Genomic DNA, 18051 nt, shown 5'->3' with positions numbered 1-18051 from the left:
CATGCTCGACGGATTCGAGAACCTCGTGGACCTCGCCGAGGGCGAGGTCGTCACCCACTCCTACGTCCGCGACGTGCCGCTGCCCAGCGGCCGCACGCTCGCCCTGATCACGCTCGACAACGACCGCGACCACACCCGCCCCAACACCTTCGGGCCGGCGTCGCTCTTCGAGCTGGCGGACGTCCTCCTGGCGCAGAAGGAGCGCGCCTCGCGCGGCGAGATCCAGGCGGTCGGCATCACCGGCAAGCCGTTCATCCTCGCCGCGGGAGCGGACCTCAGCAAGGTCGGGGCCATCCCCAGCCGTGAGCTCGGCCGTCAGCTGGCGCGCCTGGGCCACCGCACGCTGGGGATGCTGGCCGAGCTGGGAGTGCCGTCGTTCGCCTTCATCAACGGCCTCGCCCTGGGCGGCGGCACCGAGATCGGCCTGAACGCCGACTACCGCACCGTCGACTCCTCCATCCCCGCGCTCGGGCTCCCCGAGGTCTTCCTCGGCATCATCCCCGGCTGGGGCGGCGCGTGGCTGCTGCCGAACCTGATCGGCATCGAGAACGCCCTCACGGTCGTCGTCGAGAACCCGCTGAAGAACAACCGCACCCTCAAGGGCCAGGAGGTGTTCGACCTCGGCATCGCCGACGCGATCTTCCCGCCCGCCGCCTTCCTCGAGGACTCCCTCCGCTGGGCCGACGGCGTGATCGGCGGCTCCGTGAAGGTGGAGCGGCCGAACGCGCCCGGCAAGCTGGAGCGGCTGGTCAAGTGGGACGTCGCGATCTCGATCGCGCGCAAGCAGCTGGAGTCGCGGATCGGCACGGTCGCGGCGTCGCCGTACAGAGCGCTGGATCTGCTCAAGGCCGCGAAGAACACCACCCGCGACGAGGGCTTCGCCGCCGAGGACGAGGCGCTGGCCGATCTGATCTCGGGCGATCAGTTCCGCGCGAGCATCTACGCGTTCGATCTGGTGCAGAAGCGGGCCAAGCGCCCCGCGGGAGCACCCGACAAGGCGCTGGCCAAGCCCGTCACCAAGGTCGGGGTCGTCGGCGCGGGCCTCATGGCCTCGCAGTTCGCGCTGCTCTTCCTCCGCCGCCTCCAGGTACCGGTGGTCATCACCGACCTCGACCAGGAGCGGGTCGACAAGGGCGTCGCGGGCATCCGCGCCGAGATCGACGCGCTGCTGGCGAAGGGACGCGTCTCCCCCGACGACGCGAACCGCCTCCGCGCGCTGATCACCGGCACGACCGACCGCTCCGACTTCGCCGACGCCGACTGGGTGATCGAGGCCGTCTTCGAGGAGCTGTCGGTGAAGCAGGAGGTGTTCGCCGACATCGAGCGCTACGTCTCGCCCACAGCGGTCCTCGCGACCAACACCTCGTCGCTCTCGGTCGAGCGCATCGGCGAGCGGCTGCAGCACCCGGAGCGCCTCGTGGGGTTCCACTTCTTCAACCCGGTCGCCGTCATGCCGCTGATCGAGGTGGTCCGGACGCCGCACACCGACGACGAGACGCTCTCGACCGCGATGGTCACCGCCGCGAAGCTCAGGAAGAACGCCGTCATCACGCGCGACACCCCGGGCTTCGTGGTGAACCGCGTGCTGGCGAAGGTCCTGGGCGAGGCGATGCACGCGGTCGACACGGGCACTCCCTTCGAGGTCGTCGAGCAGTCGCTGGCTCCGTTCGGCCTGCCGATGACCCCGTTCGAGCTGCTCGAGCTGGTGGGCCTCAAGGTCGGCGCGCACGTGCTCGACACCCACCACGCCGCGTTCCCGGACCGCTTCTTCGACAGCCCCAACCTGCACCGCCTCGCCGAGCTCGGCCATGTCTTCGAGCGCGACGCGAAGGGGCGGGTGAAGGGCGTCGACAAGCGCGCGGTCGCCATCGTCGCCGGCGGAACGGAGCCGATGACGGCCGAGCAACTGCGGCTGCGCGTCGAGACGGGTCTCGCGGACGAGGTCAAGCGGATGCTGGACGACGACGTCGTGCACGCTGCCGAGGACATCGACCTCTGCCTGATCCTCGGCGCGGGCTACCCGTTCCAGATGGGCGGGCTCACGCCCTACCTCGACCGCGTCGGTGCGAGCGAGCGGGCGTTCGGGGACACGTTCCACCACCCCGCGATCCGCGGCGTCGACTGACGCGGAGTGGGGACGCCGACCCGCAGTCCGCGTCCCCCTCTCCGCGTCCGCCCCTATCGCCGCCCGCCCGCTCGTGCCGCCCCCTCGATCTGCAGGGGACCGTTCCGTCTGCAGGGACACGTGCGATCTGCAGGCGAACGTGCCGTGTGCAGGCCGCCGTGCGATCTGCAGGGGAACGTTCGGTATGCAGGGGATCGACCCTGTAGCGATCGGTTCGCGCGGCAGAAGCTCCGTTGCGGCCCGGAACGCCTGCAGATCGCACCTGCACACGAGACGGCCGCCTGCAAACGGCACAGACCCCTGCAGACGGCACAGACTCGAGCAGACGAGACGGTCCCCTGCAGACGGCAGGGTCCCTTGCGGACGGGACCAATCCCCTGCGGGCGGCACAAACCCCTGCAGATCGCACACGCGCCTTCAGAGGACACCCGGGACTGCAAACCGCTCGCGACCGGCCGCCTCAGCGTCCGCCCTCAGCGCGCGCGCCCGGCGACCGGGCCCGGTCCACCCGCCGCCCGCATACCGACCGCGGCCGATCAGTCGCTGCGGGCGTCGTCCCGGGCCTCGACCTCGTCCGGGAGCGGACGGGCGACCGGGATCTTGCTGCCCAGCACCTGCGCGACCACGTCGCGGGCGATGTGCTGGGGAGTGAGCCCGACGTCCTCGAGGATCTCCTCGCGCTTGGCGTGGTCGAGGAACTGATCGGGCAGCCCGAGCTCGGTCACCGCGGTGTCCACGCCGGCCTCGCGCAGGTCCTGGCGGATGCGCGTGCCGATCCCGCCCACGCGCACCCCGTCCTCGATCGAGACGACGATGCGGTGCTCGCGGGCGAGCTCGATGATGCTGGTGGGCACGGGCACGACCCAGCGGGGGTCGACGACGGTGGCGCCGATGCCCTGCGCCGCGAGCCGCTGGGCGACCTCGAGGCCCATCTCGGCCATCGGCCCGACCGTGACGAGGAGCACGTCCTTGCGCTCGGCGCGGGCGAGCACGTCGACCCCGTCGCCGAGGCGCTCGACGGCGTCGATCTCGTCGCCGACGCTCCCCTTCGAGAAGCGCACCACGGTCGGCGCGTCGGTGACGCCGACGGCCTCGCGCAGCTCCTCGCGCAGGCGCACGGAGTCCCGCGGAGCGGCGAGGCGGATATTCGGGACGACCTGGAGGATCGCCAGATCCCACATGCCGTGGTGGCTCGGACCGTCGGGCCCGGTGACCCCGGCGCGGTCCAGCACGAAGGTGACGCCCGCGCGGTGCAGCGCGACGTCCATGAGCACCTGATCGAAGGCGCGGTTCACGAAGGTGGCGTACAGCGCGACGACCGGATGCAGCCCGCCGAAGGCGAGACCGGCGGCCGAGGTCACGGCGTGCTGCTCCGCGATGCCGACGTCGAAGACGCGCTCCGGGTACTTCTCGGCGAGGCGGTCGAGACCGACGGGCCGGAGCATCGCGGCCGTGATGCCGACGATGGTCGGGTCCTCGTCGGCCAGGGTGACGATCTCCTCGGCGAACACCGACGTCCACGAGCGGGCACCGGCCGCGCTCAGCGGCTCGCCGGTCTCGGGGTCGATCTGCCCGACGGCGTGGAACTGGTCGGCGAGGTCGTGCACGGCCGGGCCGAAGCCCTTGCCCTTCTGGGTGATCGCGTGGACGATGACCGGCGTGCCGTAGTCCTTCGCCTGCTGGAGTGCCTCCTCCATCGCGGTGAGATCGTGCCCGTCGATCGGACCCAGGTACTTGATGTCGAGATTGGAGTAGAGCGCCTCGTTGTTGATGAAGCGGCTGAGGAAGCCGTGGAGACCGCCGCGGACCCCGCGGTAGACGGCGGCGGCGGGGCCGCCCAGCCGCTCGGAGACGGCCCGGGAGCCGCGGTGCATCGTGCGGTAGGTCGGCCGCGTGCGGACGCCGTTGAGGAAGCGGGCCATGCCGCCGATGGTCGGGGCGTAGGAGCGCCCGTTGTCGTTGACCACGATGACCAGGCCGCGGGAGTTGTCGTCGCTGATGTTGTTCAGCGCCTCCCAGGTCATGCCGCCGGTGAGGGCGCCGTCGCCCACGACCGCGACGACGTGGCGGTCGGTCTGGCCGGTCATCGTGAAGGCGCGGGAGATGCCGTCCGCCCAGGACAGCGAGCTGGAGGCGTGCGAGCTCTCGACGATGTCGTGCGGCGACTCCCGCCGCTGCGGATAGCCGGCGAGGCCGCCGCGCTGCCGGAGCTTCGAGAAGTCCTGGCGGCCGGTGAGCAGCTTGTGGACGTAGGACTGGTGGCCGGTGTCGAACACGATCGCGTCGTGCGGCGAGTCGAAGACCCGGTGGATCGCGATGGTCGTCTCGACGACGCCGAGGTTCGGGCCTAGGTGGCCGCCGGTCTTCGAGACCTCGCGCACGAGGAAGTCGCGGATCTCCTGCGCCAGCGTCTCGAGCTCGGCCGCGGTCAGGCGATCGAGATCGCGAGGACCGCCGATGGTCTCGAGAACAGCCATGCGCGCCGCCTTCCGGGGTCGTGAGCGAGGTGAGGACGTCTTCCGAGTCTACGCACGGGGCCCCCGGGAACGCGTGTGCGCCTCCCCCGGAGGGAAGGCGCACACGTTCTGCGGCCGATCTAGACGAGCGAGCGCAGCACGTACTGCAGGATGCCGCCGTTGCGGTAGTAGTCCGCCTCACCGGGGGTGTCGATGCGGACGACCGCGTCGAACTCGACAGTCTGCCTGCCCTCGGCCGAGTGCTCGGTCGGCTCCGCGACGACGTGCACCGTCTTGGGGGTCACGCCCTCGTTCAGCTCCTCGATGCCCGAGATGCTGATCGACTCGGTGCCGTCCAGGCCCAGCGACTCCCAGCTCTCGCCTGCGGGGAACTGCAGCGGGACGACGCCCATGCCGATGAGGTTCGAGCGGTGGATCCGCTCGAAGCTCTCGACGATGACCGCCTTGACGCCCAGCAGGCTCGTGCCCTTGGCCGCCCAGTCGCGCGACGAGCCGGAGCCGTACTCCTTGCCGCCCAGGATGACGAGCGGGGTGCCCTCGGCCTGGTAGTTCTGCGACGCGTCGTAGATGAAGGACTGCGGGGCGTCCGGCTGCGTGAAGTCGCGGGTGTAGCCGCCCTCCACGCCGTCGAGCAGCTGGTTGCGCAGGCGGATGTTCGCGAACGTGCCGCGGATCATCACCTCGTGGTTGCCGCGGCGCGAGCCGTAGGAGTTGTAGTCCTTGCGGTCGATGCCGTGCTCGTCGAGGTAGCGGCCGGCGGGGCTGTCGGCCTTGATCGAGCCGGCGGGGCTGATGTGGTCGGTCGTGACGGAGTCGCCGAGCTTGGCGAGCACGCGCGCACCGGCGATGTCGGTGACCGCGGTCGTCTCCATCGTCATGCCGTCGAAGTACGGGGGCTTCCGCACGTAGGTCGACGACTCGTCCCACTCGAAGATCGAGCCCTCGGGGGTCTGCAGCGCGCGCCAGCGCTCGTCGCCGTCGAACACGCCCGCGTACTGCGTGTCGAACATCGACTTGTCGATCGACGAGTCGATGGTCGCCTGCACCTCGGCCGCGTCGGGCCAGATGTCCTTGAGGAACACGTCGTTGCCGTCGGAGTCGGTGCCGAGCGCGTCGACCTCGAAGTCGAAGTTCATCGAGCCGGCGAGCGCGTACGCGATGACGAGCGGGGGGCTCGCCAGGTAGTTCATCTTCACGTCCGGGTTGATGCGGCCCTCGAAGTTGCGGTTGCCCGAGAGCACGGCGGTCACGGCGAGGTCGTTGTCCTGCACCGCGGCCGAGATCTCCTCGAGCAGCGGGCCGGAGTTGCCGATGCAGGTCGTGCAGCCGTAGCCGACGGTGTAGAAGCCCAGCGCCTCGAGCGACTCGGTCAGGCCGGCCTTCTCGTAGTAGTCGGTGACGACCTTCGACCCGGGCGCCAGCGTGGTCTTGACCCACGGCTTGGCCTTCAGGCCCTTCTGCGCCGCGTTGCGGGCCAGCAGGCCGGCAGCGAGCATGACGGAGGGGTTCGACGTGTTGGTGCACGAGGTGATCGCCGCGATCGCGACGGCGCCGTGGTCGATGGTGAAGGTCCCGCCCTCGCCGAGCTCGACCGTGGTCGGCTTGGAGGCGGTCGACGGCGCGTGCGAGCGGTGGGTGTGCTCGTGGCTGCTGTGCTCGTCCTGCGGCTGCAGCTCTCCGGGGTCGGAGGCGGGGAACGACTCCGCGATGGTCAGATCGACGATGTCGTGCGAGACGTCCGCGTAGTTGGTCAGGTCCGACTCGAACTGCGTCTTGGCGGACGAGAGCTCGATCCGGTCCTGCGGGCGCTTCGGGCCGGCGATCGAGGGGACGACCGTGCCGAGGTCGAGCTCGAGGTACTCGCTGAAGACCGGCTCGACCGCGGGGTCGTGCCAGAGCTTCTGCAGCTTGGAGTACTGCTCGACGAGGGCGATCTGCTCGTCGCTGCGGCCGGTGAGGCGCAGGTAGTCGAGGGTCACGTCGTCGATGGGGAACATCGCGGCGGTGGAGCCGAACTCGGGGCTCATGTTGCCGATGGTGGCGCGGTTCGCGAGCGGCACCGCGGCGACGCCGGCCCCGTAGAACTCGACGAACTTGCCGACCACGCCGTGCTTGCGCAGCATCTGCGTGATGGTGAGCACGACGTCCGTCGCGGTCACGCCGGTCGGGATCGAGCCGGTGAGCTTGAAGCCGACGACCTTCGGGATGAGCATCGAGACGGGCTGGCCGAGCATCGCGGCCTCGGCCTCGATGCCGCCGACGCCCCAGCCGAGCACGCCGAGGCCGTTGACCATCGTCGTGTGCGAGTCGGTGCCGACGCAGGTGTCGGGGTAGGCGCGCAGCGCGCCGCCCACCTCGCGGGTCATGGTGACGCGGGCCAGGTACTCGATGTTGACCTGGTGCACGATGCCGGTTCCGGGCGGGACGACCTTGAAGTCGTCGAAGGCGGTCTGGCCCCAGCGGAGGAACTGGTACCGCTCGCCGTTGCGCTCGTACTCGAGCTCGACGTTGCGCTCGAGCGCGTCCTCGGTGCCGAAGAGGTCGGCGATGACGGAGTGGTCGATGACCATCTCGGCGGGCGCGAGCGGGTTGATCCGGTTCGCGTCGCCGCCCAGGGCCGCGACGGCCTCGCGCATGGTGGCGAGGTCGACGATGCAGGGCACGCCGGTGAAGTCCTGCATGACCACGCGGGCCGGCGTGAACTGGATCTCGGTGTCGGGCTCCGACTCCGGGACCCACTCGCCGAGGGCGCGGATGTGGTCGGCGGTGATGTTCGCGCCGTCCTCCGTGCGGAGGAGGTTCTCGAGCAGCACCTTGAGGCTGAACGGGAGCTTCTCGTGACCGGGGACCCGGTCGATGCGGAACACCTCGTAGTCGGTCGAGCCGACCTTCAAGGTGTCTTTCGATCCAAAGCTGTCTACCGCGGACACGTCGCCCTCTCCTTCGCTGACTGCAGCGTCCGCCGACGGGCGGAGCCGCTCTCCGTCCTCATCTTGACGACCGCGCACAGCGGCCTGCCACCAAGGAGGACCTAACTCCTCGACGCCGAGGCGCCCGGTCGACCTCGCCGCGACGGTGCGGGGAGGCGAGCGCTATTTATCTCGACGTCGAGACAATTCTATGCCCGATCCGGAGCATCGCCCGCATCGGCGCGCTCGCCGGCCCCGCGGTACTCGGCCCGGACGGCGAGCACGGTGAGCACCAGCAGCGGCGCGTACAAGGGCAGGCCCAGCGCCAGCTTCCAGATGCCCAGCGCCGTGGTGTCCTCGGCGAGGAACAGCGGGTACTGCACGGCCAGGCGCAGGAGGAAGAGCCCCGCCCACGCGAGGGTCAGGGCCCCGAAGAGGCGGCGCTTGCGCCGATCGGACCGCCAGGAGGTGCCGTCCCCCATCAGGAAGCCGGCGGCGACGCCGATCAGGGGCCAGCGCACGAGGACGGAGATCAGGAAGACGAGCCCGTAGACGAGGTTGGTGAGCAGCCCCAGGGCGAAGTTGTCGACACCCCGCCCGGTGAACAGCGCCAACGCGGCCGAGACCACCACGGCGAGCAGTCCGCCGACGGCCTGGATCACGGGTGTCCGGCCGAGCACCCGCGCCACGGTGAACGCCACGGCGAGCCCGACGGACGCGACCAGTGAGAGCACCAGCTCCGAGGTGACCGTGTAGAGCAGGACGAAGGCGATGCCGGGCACGACGGCCTCGAGGATCCCGCGGACGCCGCCCATCGTGCGCAGCAGCGCCTTCCCGTCGAACGGCTCGCCGTCGGCGACCGCGCCGAGGCCCGAGCGGCGGGCGGCCTTCGCGATCGCGTCGCCCACCTCGGGCCGGACCGGCTCCTCCGGGCGGGCCGGGTCCTCGGGCCGCACCGGCTCCATGCCGGTCAGCTCGCGCTCTGCTGGGTCTGGCTGCCGGTCGGCACCTTCAGCGGGATCAGGTCGCGCGGAGGCATCGGGCCGCTGCCGCGGACCACGACGATGCTGCGGAAGAGCTCCTCGACCGAGGCCGCGGCCTCCTCGTCGACGGCTCCGGCTCCGGCGATCACGCCGCGGAGGAACCAGCGCGGACCGTCGACGCCGACGAACCGGGCGACGCGGGTCTGGCCGCCGGCGATCGGGAGCTCGGCGACGAGCTCCGGACCGAAGACGCCGTCGCGCTCCGTCGTCGATCCGCCCTGACGGCCGATCTGCTCGGCGATCTGTCCGCGGATCTCGTGCCAGAGCCCCGAGGAGCGCGGCGCGGAGAAGGGCTGCACCTGCAGCGTCGATCCGGCGTAGTCGAGGCCGACGGCGATGACGCGCTTGGTCCCCTCCTCGACCTCGAGGCGGATGTGCATGCCCTCGCGGGGAAGCACCTTCACTCCGCCGAGGTCGATGTAGGGGCGGACCGGGTTGGCCTCGCGCTCGTCCAGGGGCCCGGCCTCCGCGCGGTCCTCCGGCGCCGACTTCTCGTAGTCCTGCTGGACCGGCTCGGCGGCCTCGCCGGCCGTGGGCTGGATGTCGCTCATGCGCTCTCCTCGTGGATTCTGGTCTCCTGGGCGCCGGCGGCGTACCCGGTGGATCCGAAGCCGCCCGTACCGCGGACCGACTCGGGAAGCTCGTCGACGGCCGTGAACCTCGCCTGGACGACGGGGACGATCACGAGCTGCGCGATCCGGTCCCCCGCCGAGACGCGGTACGTCTCGCGGCTGTCGGTGTTCAGCAGCGCCACCCGGATCTCGCCGCGGTAGCCGGCATCGATCGTGCCGGGGGCGTTGACGACGGTGATGCCGTGCGCGAAGGCGAGCCCGCTGCGGGGGACGACGAAGCCGGCGTGGCCGTCCGGGAGGGCGACGGCCACTCCGGTGCCGACGGACGCGCGCTCGCCAGGAGCGAGCACCACGTCCTCCGTCGAGTGGAGATCGGCTCCCGCGTCGCCCGGACGGGCGTAGGAGGGGAGCCGGTCCGCGGTGATCGGGACGTCGACGGTTGCAGGCACGTGACGAGGGTAGACCAAACGTCTGATCCAATAGGGTCATGCCGTCCTACCGAGAGAGGCTGTGGCCCGCGCCCTGGCTCTTCGTCGCCACCGCCCTCGTGATCCCCGCCAGCATCCTGGTGTTCGCGCCCATCGACTTCGCGGTGGGGGTGATCGTCGCGGTCGTGCTGTACGCGGGCTGCGTGCTGTCGCTGCTCGCCCTCTCCCCCGTGATCGAGGTGGCGGAGGGGGAGCTGCGCGCCGGCCGCGCTCACATCCCGCTCGACCTCGTGGGCGAGCCGTCCTCCTACACGGGGGACCAGGCGTTCGCCGAGCGGGGGACGCGCCTGGACGCGCGGGCCTACCTGGTCATCCGCGGCTGGGTGAAGGACGTGGTGCGGGTCCCGATCGAGGATCCGGCCGACCCGACGCCGTACTGGCTGGTCTCGACCCGCCGCCCGGACGACATCGTCGCCGCGATCCGGGGATCACGGCGACGGAGCGGTCGTCCTTCGGGGCCGGGAGGCGCTTAAGCGGCGCACTCCAGGCAGATCGGTCCGAGCTTCTCCTCGTGGTCGATCTGCGAGCGGTGCTTCACGAGGAAGCAGCTCACGCACGTGAACTCGTCCGCCTGGGGCGGAAGGACCACGACGTCCAGATCGAGGTCGGACAGATCGGCACCGGGCAGTTCGAATCCGCCCGGGTTGTCGGCGTCATCGACGTCGACGACTCCGGACATCTTGTCGGGGACTCGCTCCTTCAGGGCCTCGATCGACTCGGAGTCGTCATCGGTCTTGCGGGGGGCGTCGTAGTCCGTAGCCATTCCCATCCACTTCTTATTTCTGCTGTTCAACAAATCGGCGGGGTCAGTGTGCATCACGACGCATCGATTCGCAAACCACCTCGAACGGCTCTTGACACCCGCTCGCCCCGCCTCCTTCCGCACCAACTTTCGACCCGCCCGGGGTATTCCCGGCCGATCGCCCGGGCGCGTGGCATCCTTGCCCGGTCCGCGTCCAGAAGGAGGGTCCCCACGATGATGGAACTGAAGGTGATCGGCGTCGAGGGCGGATCGCTCGTCCTCGTGTCCGAGGGCGGCGAGCGCTTCTCGGTCCGCATCGACGAGACGCTGCAGAGCCAGCTGCGGCCCCGGGTCCACACCCTCCCGCCGCGCGAGAAGCGCGTCTCCCCCCGCGAGATCCAGGCGCACATCCGCTCCGGGCTCTCCGCCGAGGAGGTCGCCGAGCTCACGGGCGCCGACCTGGGCTACGTCCAGCGCTTCGAGGGACCCGTCACGGCCGAGCGCGAGCACATCGTCGCCTCGGCTCTCGCCGTGCGCGTCTACACGACCACCGACCCCGATCCCCTCGAGGAGGGCACGCCGTTCGGCGACGTCATCCGCGACCGCCTCGCGTCCCTCGGCGCCGAGGGCGAGCAGTGGTCGAGCTGGAAGGAGGAGGAGGGCTGGGTCGTCAAGCTCCTCTTCCGCTCGGACGAGATCGACCACGACGCCCGATGGCGCTTCGACCCGCGGAAGGCACTGCTGTCGCCGCTGACCTCCGAGGCGATCACGCTCTCGCAGCAGGGCGAGATCCGGCCGACCCTCATCCCGCGCCTGCGCGCCGTCATCCCCGCCGCTGTCGACGAGCTCGCCACGCGCTTCGACCCGGAGTCCGCGGAGGCGCCGACCCGCTCCGCCCGGGCCGACCACCCCACGGCCGGCCGCCCCGCCGCGATGCCGCACGCCCGTCCGGCCGCCGTCCGCCCCTCCGACACGGAGCCGCAGCCGGCCCTCTCCGATTCCCCGCGGCCGATCTCCACGCTCCCCCGCCCCGTCACCAGCACGACGGAGCAGCGCGAGCGCAACCTCAACGACACCGCCGACCTGCTCGACGCCCTGCGGCGACGCCGGGGCGAGCGCGACCACGCCTCGAGCCTCCGCGTCCGCGAGGAGCCGGAGCCCGAGGCCGAGGCCGCTCCTCCGGTCGAGAAGGCGCCGGAGCCGCCGCGCACCGCTCCCCCGGTCCCCGAGCAGCCGTCGGGTGTGCGCGGGAGCCTCCGCCGGGGACGGGCGTCGATGCCGAGCTGGGACGAGATCGTCTTCGGGGCGCGCAGCGACGACTGACCCTCCGCGGGCGCGCGGCTCCGCCGAGGCGGACCGTGCGGTCGGAAACAGGCCCTCGGGCGCGGCTCAGGCCAGCGCGCCGAAGCGCAGGAGCGGAACCTGCGTCTCCTCCGGCGTGAGCGACCCGTGCTGCCCGATCATCGAGCGGCCGGAGGAGTCGTCCGCCGCGTAGTACGCGATGGTCCTCCGTGCCGCGATGAAGACGTCGCCCATCCGCTCGGCCGCCGCCGGCGAGACCTCGCCGAACCAGCCGCTCGCGGCCACCTCGTCGCTCGTCGCGATCCAGGCGCGCGCGCCCTCCGCCTCGATCCACCGCCGCGCCACCTGGTCGGGGTCCACGCCCGGCTCGAGGTGCAGCTGCAGGCAGCGGGGCTCTCCACCGAGGTGCCGGACGCCCTCGAGCAGCGGTCCCCGCTCGACGAGCACGTGCGAGGACGCCGGGACGTCCACGATGCCGTGGTCGGCGGTGACCAGCACGCTCTCCCGGGCGGAGAGCCCGCGGACCGCTCCGCCGATCTCGCCGTCGAGGAGCTCGAGCGCCGCCGTCCACTCCGGCGACTCCCAGCCGCGCGCGTGCGCCGCCTGGTCGAGCTCGGGGACGTAGAGGTACACGAGCTGGCGGCCGCCCTCGTCGAGCAGGGCGCGCGCGGCCGTGAAGCGCTCGGCGACGCCGCCGGCGGAGTGGTACTCGGCGCCGCGCAGGATCGCCCGAGTGAGACCGGAGCGGGCGTACCGCGCGGGGCCGATCACTCCGGCCCGGACACCGGCGGCCGAGGCCTGCTCGAAGAGCGTGGGGTGGGGCTGCCACGTCTCGGGCACCATGCCCTCGTCCCAGCCGGAGAGCTGGTTGACCAGGCGGTCGGACGCGCGGTCGAGCACGCGGTAGCCGACCATCCCGTGCCCGCCCGGGCGCAGGCCCGTCGTCAGGCTCGCGAGGGCCGCAGCGGTGGTCGTCGGGAAGCCCGAGACGAGCGTGGTGCCGCGGTTGAGGGCCGGAGCGAGCGTGCGCGAGTGTCCGGCGCGCCGGCGGAGGTTCGCGGCTCCCAGTCCGTCGACGAGGACGACCACGATCCGCTCGACGCGGGGCGAGCCGAACAGGCCCGGGCGGCCGAGGAGCGCGTCGAGGGCGCCCGGCAGGACGTCGGCGAGGCTCCGCCGCCCGTCGGGGGCTGGCGGTAGCATGTGGGTCATCGCGCCCAGTTTCGCACAGCGCCGCCGTCCCCGCCGGGCCGGTGCAGCGGAGCGTCCGCGTGCACGGGAGGGCCGGTCCCGTCCGCGAGGCGCCGTCCCCGCTCCGCCCGTCCCGCCGGGCGCCGCAGGGCGGTGCAGTCCCCCGCCGCCGTCCCGCGCCCGCCACCGAATCGAGTCATGAACGCTGCAGCCCCCTCCTCCGGATCCTCGCTCACCGAGCGCATCGAGGACGTCGACGTCTCGGCCGAGATGGAGGGGTCCTTCCTCGAGTACGCGTACTCCGTCATCTACTCGCGGGCCCTGCCCGACGCCCGCGACGGCCTCAAGCCGGTGCAGCGTCGGATCCTCTACATGATGAGCGAGATGGGGCTGCGGCCCGATCACGGCCACGTGAAGTCGGCCCGCGTGGTCGGCGAGGTGATGGGCAAGCTGCACCCGCACGGCGACGCCTCGATCTACGACTCCCTCGTGCGCCTCGCCCAGCCGTTCACGATGAGGGTCGCCCTCGTCGACGGGCACGGCAACTTCGGCTCCCTCGACGACGGCCCGGCCGCGTCCCGCTACACCGAGGCCCGCCTCGCCCCGGCCGCCACGGCCATGACCGAGCACCTCGGCGAGGACGTCGTCGACTTCGTCCCGAACTACGACAACTCGCACGACCAGCCCGAGGTCCTCCCCTCCGCGTTCCCGAACCTGCTGGTCAACGGCGCCAGCGGCATCGCCGTCGGCATGGCGACGAACATGGCGCCCCACAACCTCGTCGAGGTGGTCGGGGCGGCCCGGCACCTCATCGCCCACCCCGACGCGTCCCTGGACGACCTGATGTCGTTCGTCCCGGGCCCCGACTTCCCGAGCGGTGGCACGATCGTCGGCCTCGCCGGCGTGCGCGACGCCTACGCGACCGGGCGGGGCGGCTTCAAGACCCGCGCCCGCGTCTCGGTCGAGAGCATCACGGCGCGCAAGTCCGGCCTGGTCGTCACCGAGCTGCCCTACCTCGTCGGCGCCGAGAAGGTCATCGACAAGATCAAGGACGGCGTCCAGAACAAGAAGCTCAGCGGCATCTCGGACGTCACCGACCTCACCGACCGCGACAACGGCCTCCGGCTCGTCATCGGGATCAAGACCGGCTTCAGCCCGGACGCCGTCCTCGAGCAGCTCTACCGCTACACGCCCCTCGAGGACGCGTTCTCGATCAACAACGTCGCGCTGGTCGACGGCGGCCCGCGCACCCTCGGCCTGAAGGAGCTGCTGCAGGTCTACATCGGCCACCGGGTGCAGGTCGTCACCCGGCGGACCCGCTACCGCCTGCGCAAGCGCCAGGAGCGCCTGCACCTGGTCGAGGGCCTGCTCATCGCGATCCTCGACATCGACGAGGTCATCCAGCTGATCCGCGGGAGCGACGACACCGCGGCGGCGCGGGCCCGGCTGATCGAGGTCTTCGACCTCAGCACCCTGCAGGCCGACTACATCCTCGAGCTCCAGCTCCGCCGGCTCACGAAGTTCTCGCGCATCGAGCTCGAGACCGAGCGCGACACCCTCCTCGCCGAGATCGCCGAGCTCGAGGCCCTCCTCGCCAGCCGCTCCCGGATCGACGAGCTGGTCTCGGACGAGCTCGACGAGGTCGCCCAGCGCCTCGGGACCCCGCGGCGCACCCTGCTCACCGAGGCGCGCCCCTCCGTCGCCACCACCGGGCGGAAGGCCTCCGCGGTCCTCGAGATCGCGGACGTGCCCTGCCGGGTCCTGCTGAGCACCACCGGCCGCATGGTCCGGGTCGACCGCGACCCCGAGGCCGCTCCCCACCCCGAGCGCGCTACGCGCCGCTCGAAGCACGACGCCGTGCTCAGTGTGCTCGACACGACCAGCCGGACGGAGATCGGCGCGGTCACCAGCGCCGGCCGGCTCCTCCGCTTCTCGCCGGTCGACGTCCCCGCCGTCCCCTCCTCCTCGGTGCAGCTGGGGGCGGGCGTGCGGATGAGCGACTACCTCCCGCACCTGGCGAAGGACGAGCGGGTGCTCGCGCTCGTCGCTCTCGACGACGAGCGGCCGATCGCCCTCGGCACCCAGCAGGGCGTCGTCAAGCGCGTCGCGCCGGGCGAGCTGCCCAACCGCCCGGACATCGAGCTCATCGCCCTGAAGCCCGAGGACGCGGTCGTGGGCGCGGCCGCGTCGGCGGAGCAGGACGAGCTGGTCTTCGTCACCGGCGAGGCCCAGCTGCTGCGCTTCTCCGCGTCCGCCGTCCGCCCTCAGGGCAGGACGGCCGCGGGGATGGCCGGGGTGAAGCTCGCCGAGACCGACGACGTCGTGCACTTCGCCGTCGTCGCCGCCGAGGACCGGGACGAGGCCGTCGTGGCGACGGTCGCCGTCGACAGCTGGGCCCTCTCGGGGACCGACACCGGCAGTGCGAAGGTCTCGCCGTTCTCGGAGTTCCCCGCCAAGGGCCGGGCCACCGGCGGAGTCCGTGCGCAGCGCTTCCTGAAGGGCGAGACGGCCCTCGGGGTGGCCTGGGTCGGCCCCGGTCCCGCGCACGCCCTCGAGGCCGACGGCTCGGTCGCCGCGCTGCCCGACTCGGGGATGAAGCGCGACGGCTCCGGAGTGGCGCTCGCGGCGCCGATCGCGACGATCGGAGCGGCGCCCGAGGTGTTCTGAGCCCCGCGTCTCAGACGTCGATGCGGTCGCGCGACAGCGACTCCGACCCGCGGACGATGAACTCCTTGCGGGGTGCCACGTCGTTGCCCATCAGCAGCTCGAACACCCGGCCCGCGTTCTCGGCGTCGGCGACCCGCACCCGGCGGAGGGTGCGGCGCGAGCGGTCCATGGTCGTCGTGGCCAGCTGGTCCGCGTCCATCTCGCCGAGCCCCTTGTAGCGCTGGATCGGGTCCTGGTAGCGGCGGCCCGCCTTGCCGAGGGCCGCGAGCACGCTCTGCAGCTCCTTCTCGGAGTAGGTGTAGATCGTCTCGTTCGGCTTCTTCCCCGCGTTCATCACCACGAGCCGGTGCAGCGGAGGCACGGCGGCGAAGACGCGCCCCGCCTCGACGAGCGGCCGCATGTAGCGGAAGAAGAGGGTGAGCAGCAGGGTGCGGATGTGGGCGCCGTCGACGTCGGCGTCGCTCATCAGGATGATCTTCCCGTAGCGCGCGGCCGAGAGGTCGAAGGAGCGGCCGGAGCCTGCTCCGATCACCTGGATCATCGAGGCGCACTCGGCGTTCGAGAGCATGTCGGCGATGCTCGCCTTCTGCGTGTTGAGGATCTTCCCGCGGATCGGCAGCAGGGCCTGGTACTCGCTGTTGCGGGCGAGCTTGGCGGTGCCGAGGGCGGAGTCGCCCTCGACGATGAAGAGCTCGCTGTTCTCGACGTCGCTGCTGCGGCAGTCGACCAGCTTCGCCGGCAGCGAGGAGGACTCCAGCGCGTTCTTGCGGCGCTGCGTCTCCTTGTGCGCACGGGCCGAGATCCGCGACTTCATCTCGGCGACGACCTTCTCGAGGAGCTGCGAGGTCTGCGCCTTGTCCTCGCGGCGCGTCGAGGAGAACACAGCGCCCAGCGTCGAGGCGATGGTGGAGGCGACGATCGCGCGCACCGCGGGCGTGCCCAGCACCTCCTTCGTCTGGCCCTCGAACTGCGGCTCCGGGAGCCGCACCGTCAGCACGGCGCTGAGCCCGGCGAGCACGTCGTCCTTCTCGAGCTTGTCCGAGCCGACCTTGAGGCGGCGGGCGTTCGCCTCCACCTGCGAGCGGAGCAGCTTCAGCAGGCCCTGCTCGAAGCCGGTCTGGTGCGTGCCGCCCTTGGGCGTCGAGATGATGTTCACGAAGCTGCGCATCACCGTCTCGTAGCCGGTTCCCCAGCGCAGGGCGATGTCGACCTCGCAGGTGCGCTCCACCTCGGTGGGCACCATCGCGCCGCCGGGGGTCAGCACCGGCACGGTCTCGGTGAAGGTGCCCGAGCCGGTGAGGCGCAGCACCTCGGTCACGGGCGCGTCGGGGGCGAGGAACTCGACGAACTCCGAGATGCCGCCGTCGTAGCGGAACATCTCGGCGCGGCGCTCGTCCGCGCGGTCGTCGACGATGTCGATCGTCAGGCCGGGGACGAGGAACGCGGTCTGCCGGGCGCGCGTCACGAGGTCGTCCGTCTGGAACGACGCGCCCTTCGTGAAGATCTGCCGGTCGGCCCAGTAGCGCACGCGCGTGCCGGTGACGCCCTTGGCGACCTTGCCGACGACGGTCAGCTCCGACCCGTTCTCGAACGGCGTGAACGGAGCGTCGGGCGTGGGCTCGCCCCCGTCCGCGAAGCGACCGGGCTCCCCCCGGTGGAACGACATCCGGTAGGTGCGGCCGTTGCGGTCGACCTCGACGTCCAGGCGCTCCGAGAGCGCATTGACCACGGAGGCGCCGACGCCGTGCAGACCGCCGGACGCCGCGTAGGACCCCGAGCCGAACTTGCCGCCCGCGTGCAGCTTCGTGAACACGACCTCGACTCCGGAGAGCCCCGTCTTCGGCTCGATGTCCACCGGGATCCCGCGGGCGCGGTCGCGCACCTCGACGCTGCCGTCGGCGTGCAGGAGCACGCTGATCTCGGTCCCGTGCCCGGCCAGCGCTTCGTCGACGGAGTTGTCGATGACCTCCCAGAGGCAGTGCATGAGGCCGCGCGAGTCGGTCGACCCGATGTACATGCCGGGCCGCTTCCGGACCGCCTCGAGACCCTCGAGGACGGAGAGGTGACGGGCGTTGTAGTCGGTGGAGGCCATCCGCCCAGTCTACTTTCGGGAACCGCTCCGGCCGCGGTGGCGCGGCACTCGGCGACAGCACGATGGCCGCTCGGCGCGGGGCCCCTACGCGCAGAGCGAAATGCCGACCGATCGACTCCGTGCGGAAACAATCGCGTGCTTGGATGGGTTCCACTAAGCAGAGATCGAAGACCGAGTGCAGGAGGCCAAGTCATGTCGACCACAGCAACCCAGAACGGCGTGGACGAGCTCGCCGGTGCCCACCAGCTCTCCGCCGCCGACCGCTGCGACAGCTGCGGTGCGCAGGCGTACATCCGAGTGGTCGTGAACAACGGAGAGCTGCTGTTCTGCGCACACCACGGGAAGAAGTACCAGGAGAAGCTCTCCAGCATCGCCCAGAGCTGGCACGACGAGTCCGCCCGGCTCTTCGAGGAGCAGCGCCCCTAGCGCGTCCCCGATCAGCC

13 protein-coding genes are annotated in these 18051 nt (G+C 71.5%); 5 read left to right on the top strand and 8 right to left on the bottom strand.

The window, feature by feature from the left end; genetic code table 11:
• Window position 1: 1 nt before the first annotated feature.
• Entirely contained in the window at window positions 2-2125 is a 2124-nt protein-coding gene (locus tag C5D44_RS00945; RefSeq protein ID WP_104280574.1) for a 3-hydroxyacyl-CoA dehydrogenase NAD-binding domain-containing protein, read from the top strand.
• A 536-nt stretch (window positions 2126-2661) separates the two neighbouring features.
• Here C5D44_RS00945 and dxs read toward each other — a convergent pair.
• The 5 genes from dxs to dut all read right to left on the bottom strand — a co-directional run bounded on the left by dxs (window position 2662) and on the right by dut (window position 9575).
• Complete coding sequence (gene dxs / locus C5D44_RS00940) at window positions 2662-4602, bottom strand: 1-deoxy-D-xylulose-5-phosphate synthase (protein WP_104280573.1); 1941 nt, start codon at window positions 4600-4602, stop codon at window positions 2662-2664.
• Between the two features lie 119 nt (window positions 4603-4721).
• Complete coding sequence (acnA, locus tag C5D44_RS00935) at window positions 4722-7532, bottom strand: aconitate hydratase AcnA (protein WP_104280572.1); 2811 nt, start codon at window positions 7530-7532, stop codon at window positions 4722-4724.
• A gap of 188 nt (window positions 7533-7720) precedes the next feature.
• Window positions 7721-8476, bottom strand: a complete 756-nt coding sequence (locus tag C5D44_RS00930; RefSeq protein WP_104280571.1) for a DUF3159 domain-containing protein — start codon at window positions 8474-8476, stop codon at window positions 7721-7723.
• A gap of 5 nt (window positions 8477-8481) precedes the next feature.
• Complete coding sequence (locus tag C5D44_RS00925; protein ID WP_104275679.1) at window positions 8482-9105, bottom strand: DUF3710 domain-containing protein; 624 nt, start codon at window positions 9103-9105, stop codon at window positions 8482-8484.
• Window positions 9102-9575, bottom strand: coding sequence for a dUTP diphosphatase (gene dut, locus C5D44_RS00920; RefSeq protein ID WP_104275680.1), 474 nt, complete (start codon window positions 9573-9575; stop codon window positions 9102-9104). The genes C5D44_RS00925 and dut overlap by 4 nt, the downstream gene beginning before the upstream one ends.
• Before the next feature lie 38 nt (window positions 9576-9613).
• Between dut and C5D44_RS00915 the strand changes: the two genes are divergently transcribed.
• A complete protein-coding gene (locus C5D44_RS00915; RefSeq protein WP_104275681.1) occupies window positions 9614-10087 on the top strand; it encodes a DUF3093 domain-containing protein in 474 nt (157 codons plus the stop codon).
• On the opposite strand, the gene C5D44_RS00910 is transcribed toward C5D44_RS00915, so the two are convergent.
• On the bottom strand, window positions 10084-10377 hold the full coding sequence (locus C5D44_RS00910) for a DUF4193 domain-containing protein (RefSeq protein ID WP_055792269.1): 294 nt from the start codon (window positions 10375-10377) through the stop codon (window positions 10084-10086). The genes C5D44_RS00915 and C5D44_RS00910 overlap by 4 nt on opposite strands.
• 213 nt (window positions 10378-10590) lie before the next feature.
• Between C5D44_RS00910 and sepH the strand changes: the two genes are divergently transcribed.
• Window positions 10591-11679 (top strand): septation protein SepH, encoded by a 1089-nt coding sequence (gene sepH, locus C5D44_RS00905; RefSeq protein ID WP_104280570.1) that lies wholly within the window; start codon window positions 10591-10593, stop codon window positions 11677-11679.
• Between the two features lie 66 nt (window positions 11680-11745).
• On the opposite strand, the gene C5D44_RS00900 is transcribed toward sepH, so the two are convergent.
• A complete protein-coding gene (locus C5D44_RS00900) occupies window positions 11746-12870 on the bottom strand; it encodes an alkaline phosphatase family protein (protein ID WP_258067835.1) in 1125 nt (374 codons plus the stop codon).
• A gap of 177 nt (window positions 12871-13047) precedes the next feature.
• Here C5D44_RS00900 and C5D44_RS00895 point away from each other — a divergent pair, with 177 nt between their 5' ends.
• On the top strand, window positions 13048-15516 hold the full coding sequence (locus C5D44_RS00895) for a DNA topoisomerase (ATP-hydrolyzing) subunit A (protein ID WP_104280569.1): 2469 nt from the start codon (window positions 13048-13050) through the stop codon (window positions 15514-15516).
• A 10-nt stretch (window positions 15517-15526) separates the two neighbouring features.
• Here the strand turns inward: C5D44_RS00895 and C5D44_RS00890 are convergent, their stop codons facing one another.
• Window positions 15527-17608 (bottom strand): type IIA DNA topoisomerase subunit B, encoded by a 2082-nt coding sequence (locus C5D44_RS00890; protein ID WP_104232564.1) that lies wholly within the window; start codon window positions 17606-17608, stop codon window positions 15527-15529.
• A gap of 192 nt (window positions 17609-17800) precedes the next feature.
• On the opposite strand from C5D44_RS00890, the gene C5D44_RS00885 reads away from it, so the two are divergent.
• The gene (locus C5D44_RS00885) at window positions 17801-18034 is read left to right on the top strand and encodes a hypothetical protein (RefSeq protein ID WP_068212876.1); all 234 of its coding nucleotides are present in this window, start codon (window positions 17801-17803) and stop codon (window positions 18032-18034) included.
• The last annotated feature ends 17 nt before the right edge of the window (window positions 18035-18051 follow it).

The organism is Rathayibacter sp. AY1B5, assembly GCF_002932795.1.
Lineage (GTDB): Bacteria > Actinomycetota > Actinomycetes > Actinomycetales > Microbacteriaceae > Rathayibacter.
This window is presented reverse-complemented; position numbering and strand designations above follow the sequence as displayed.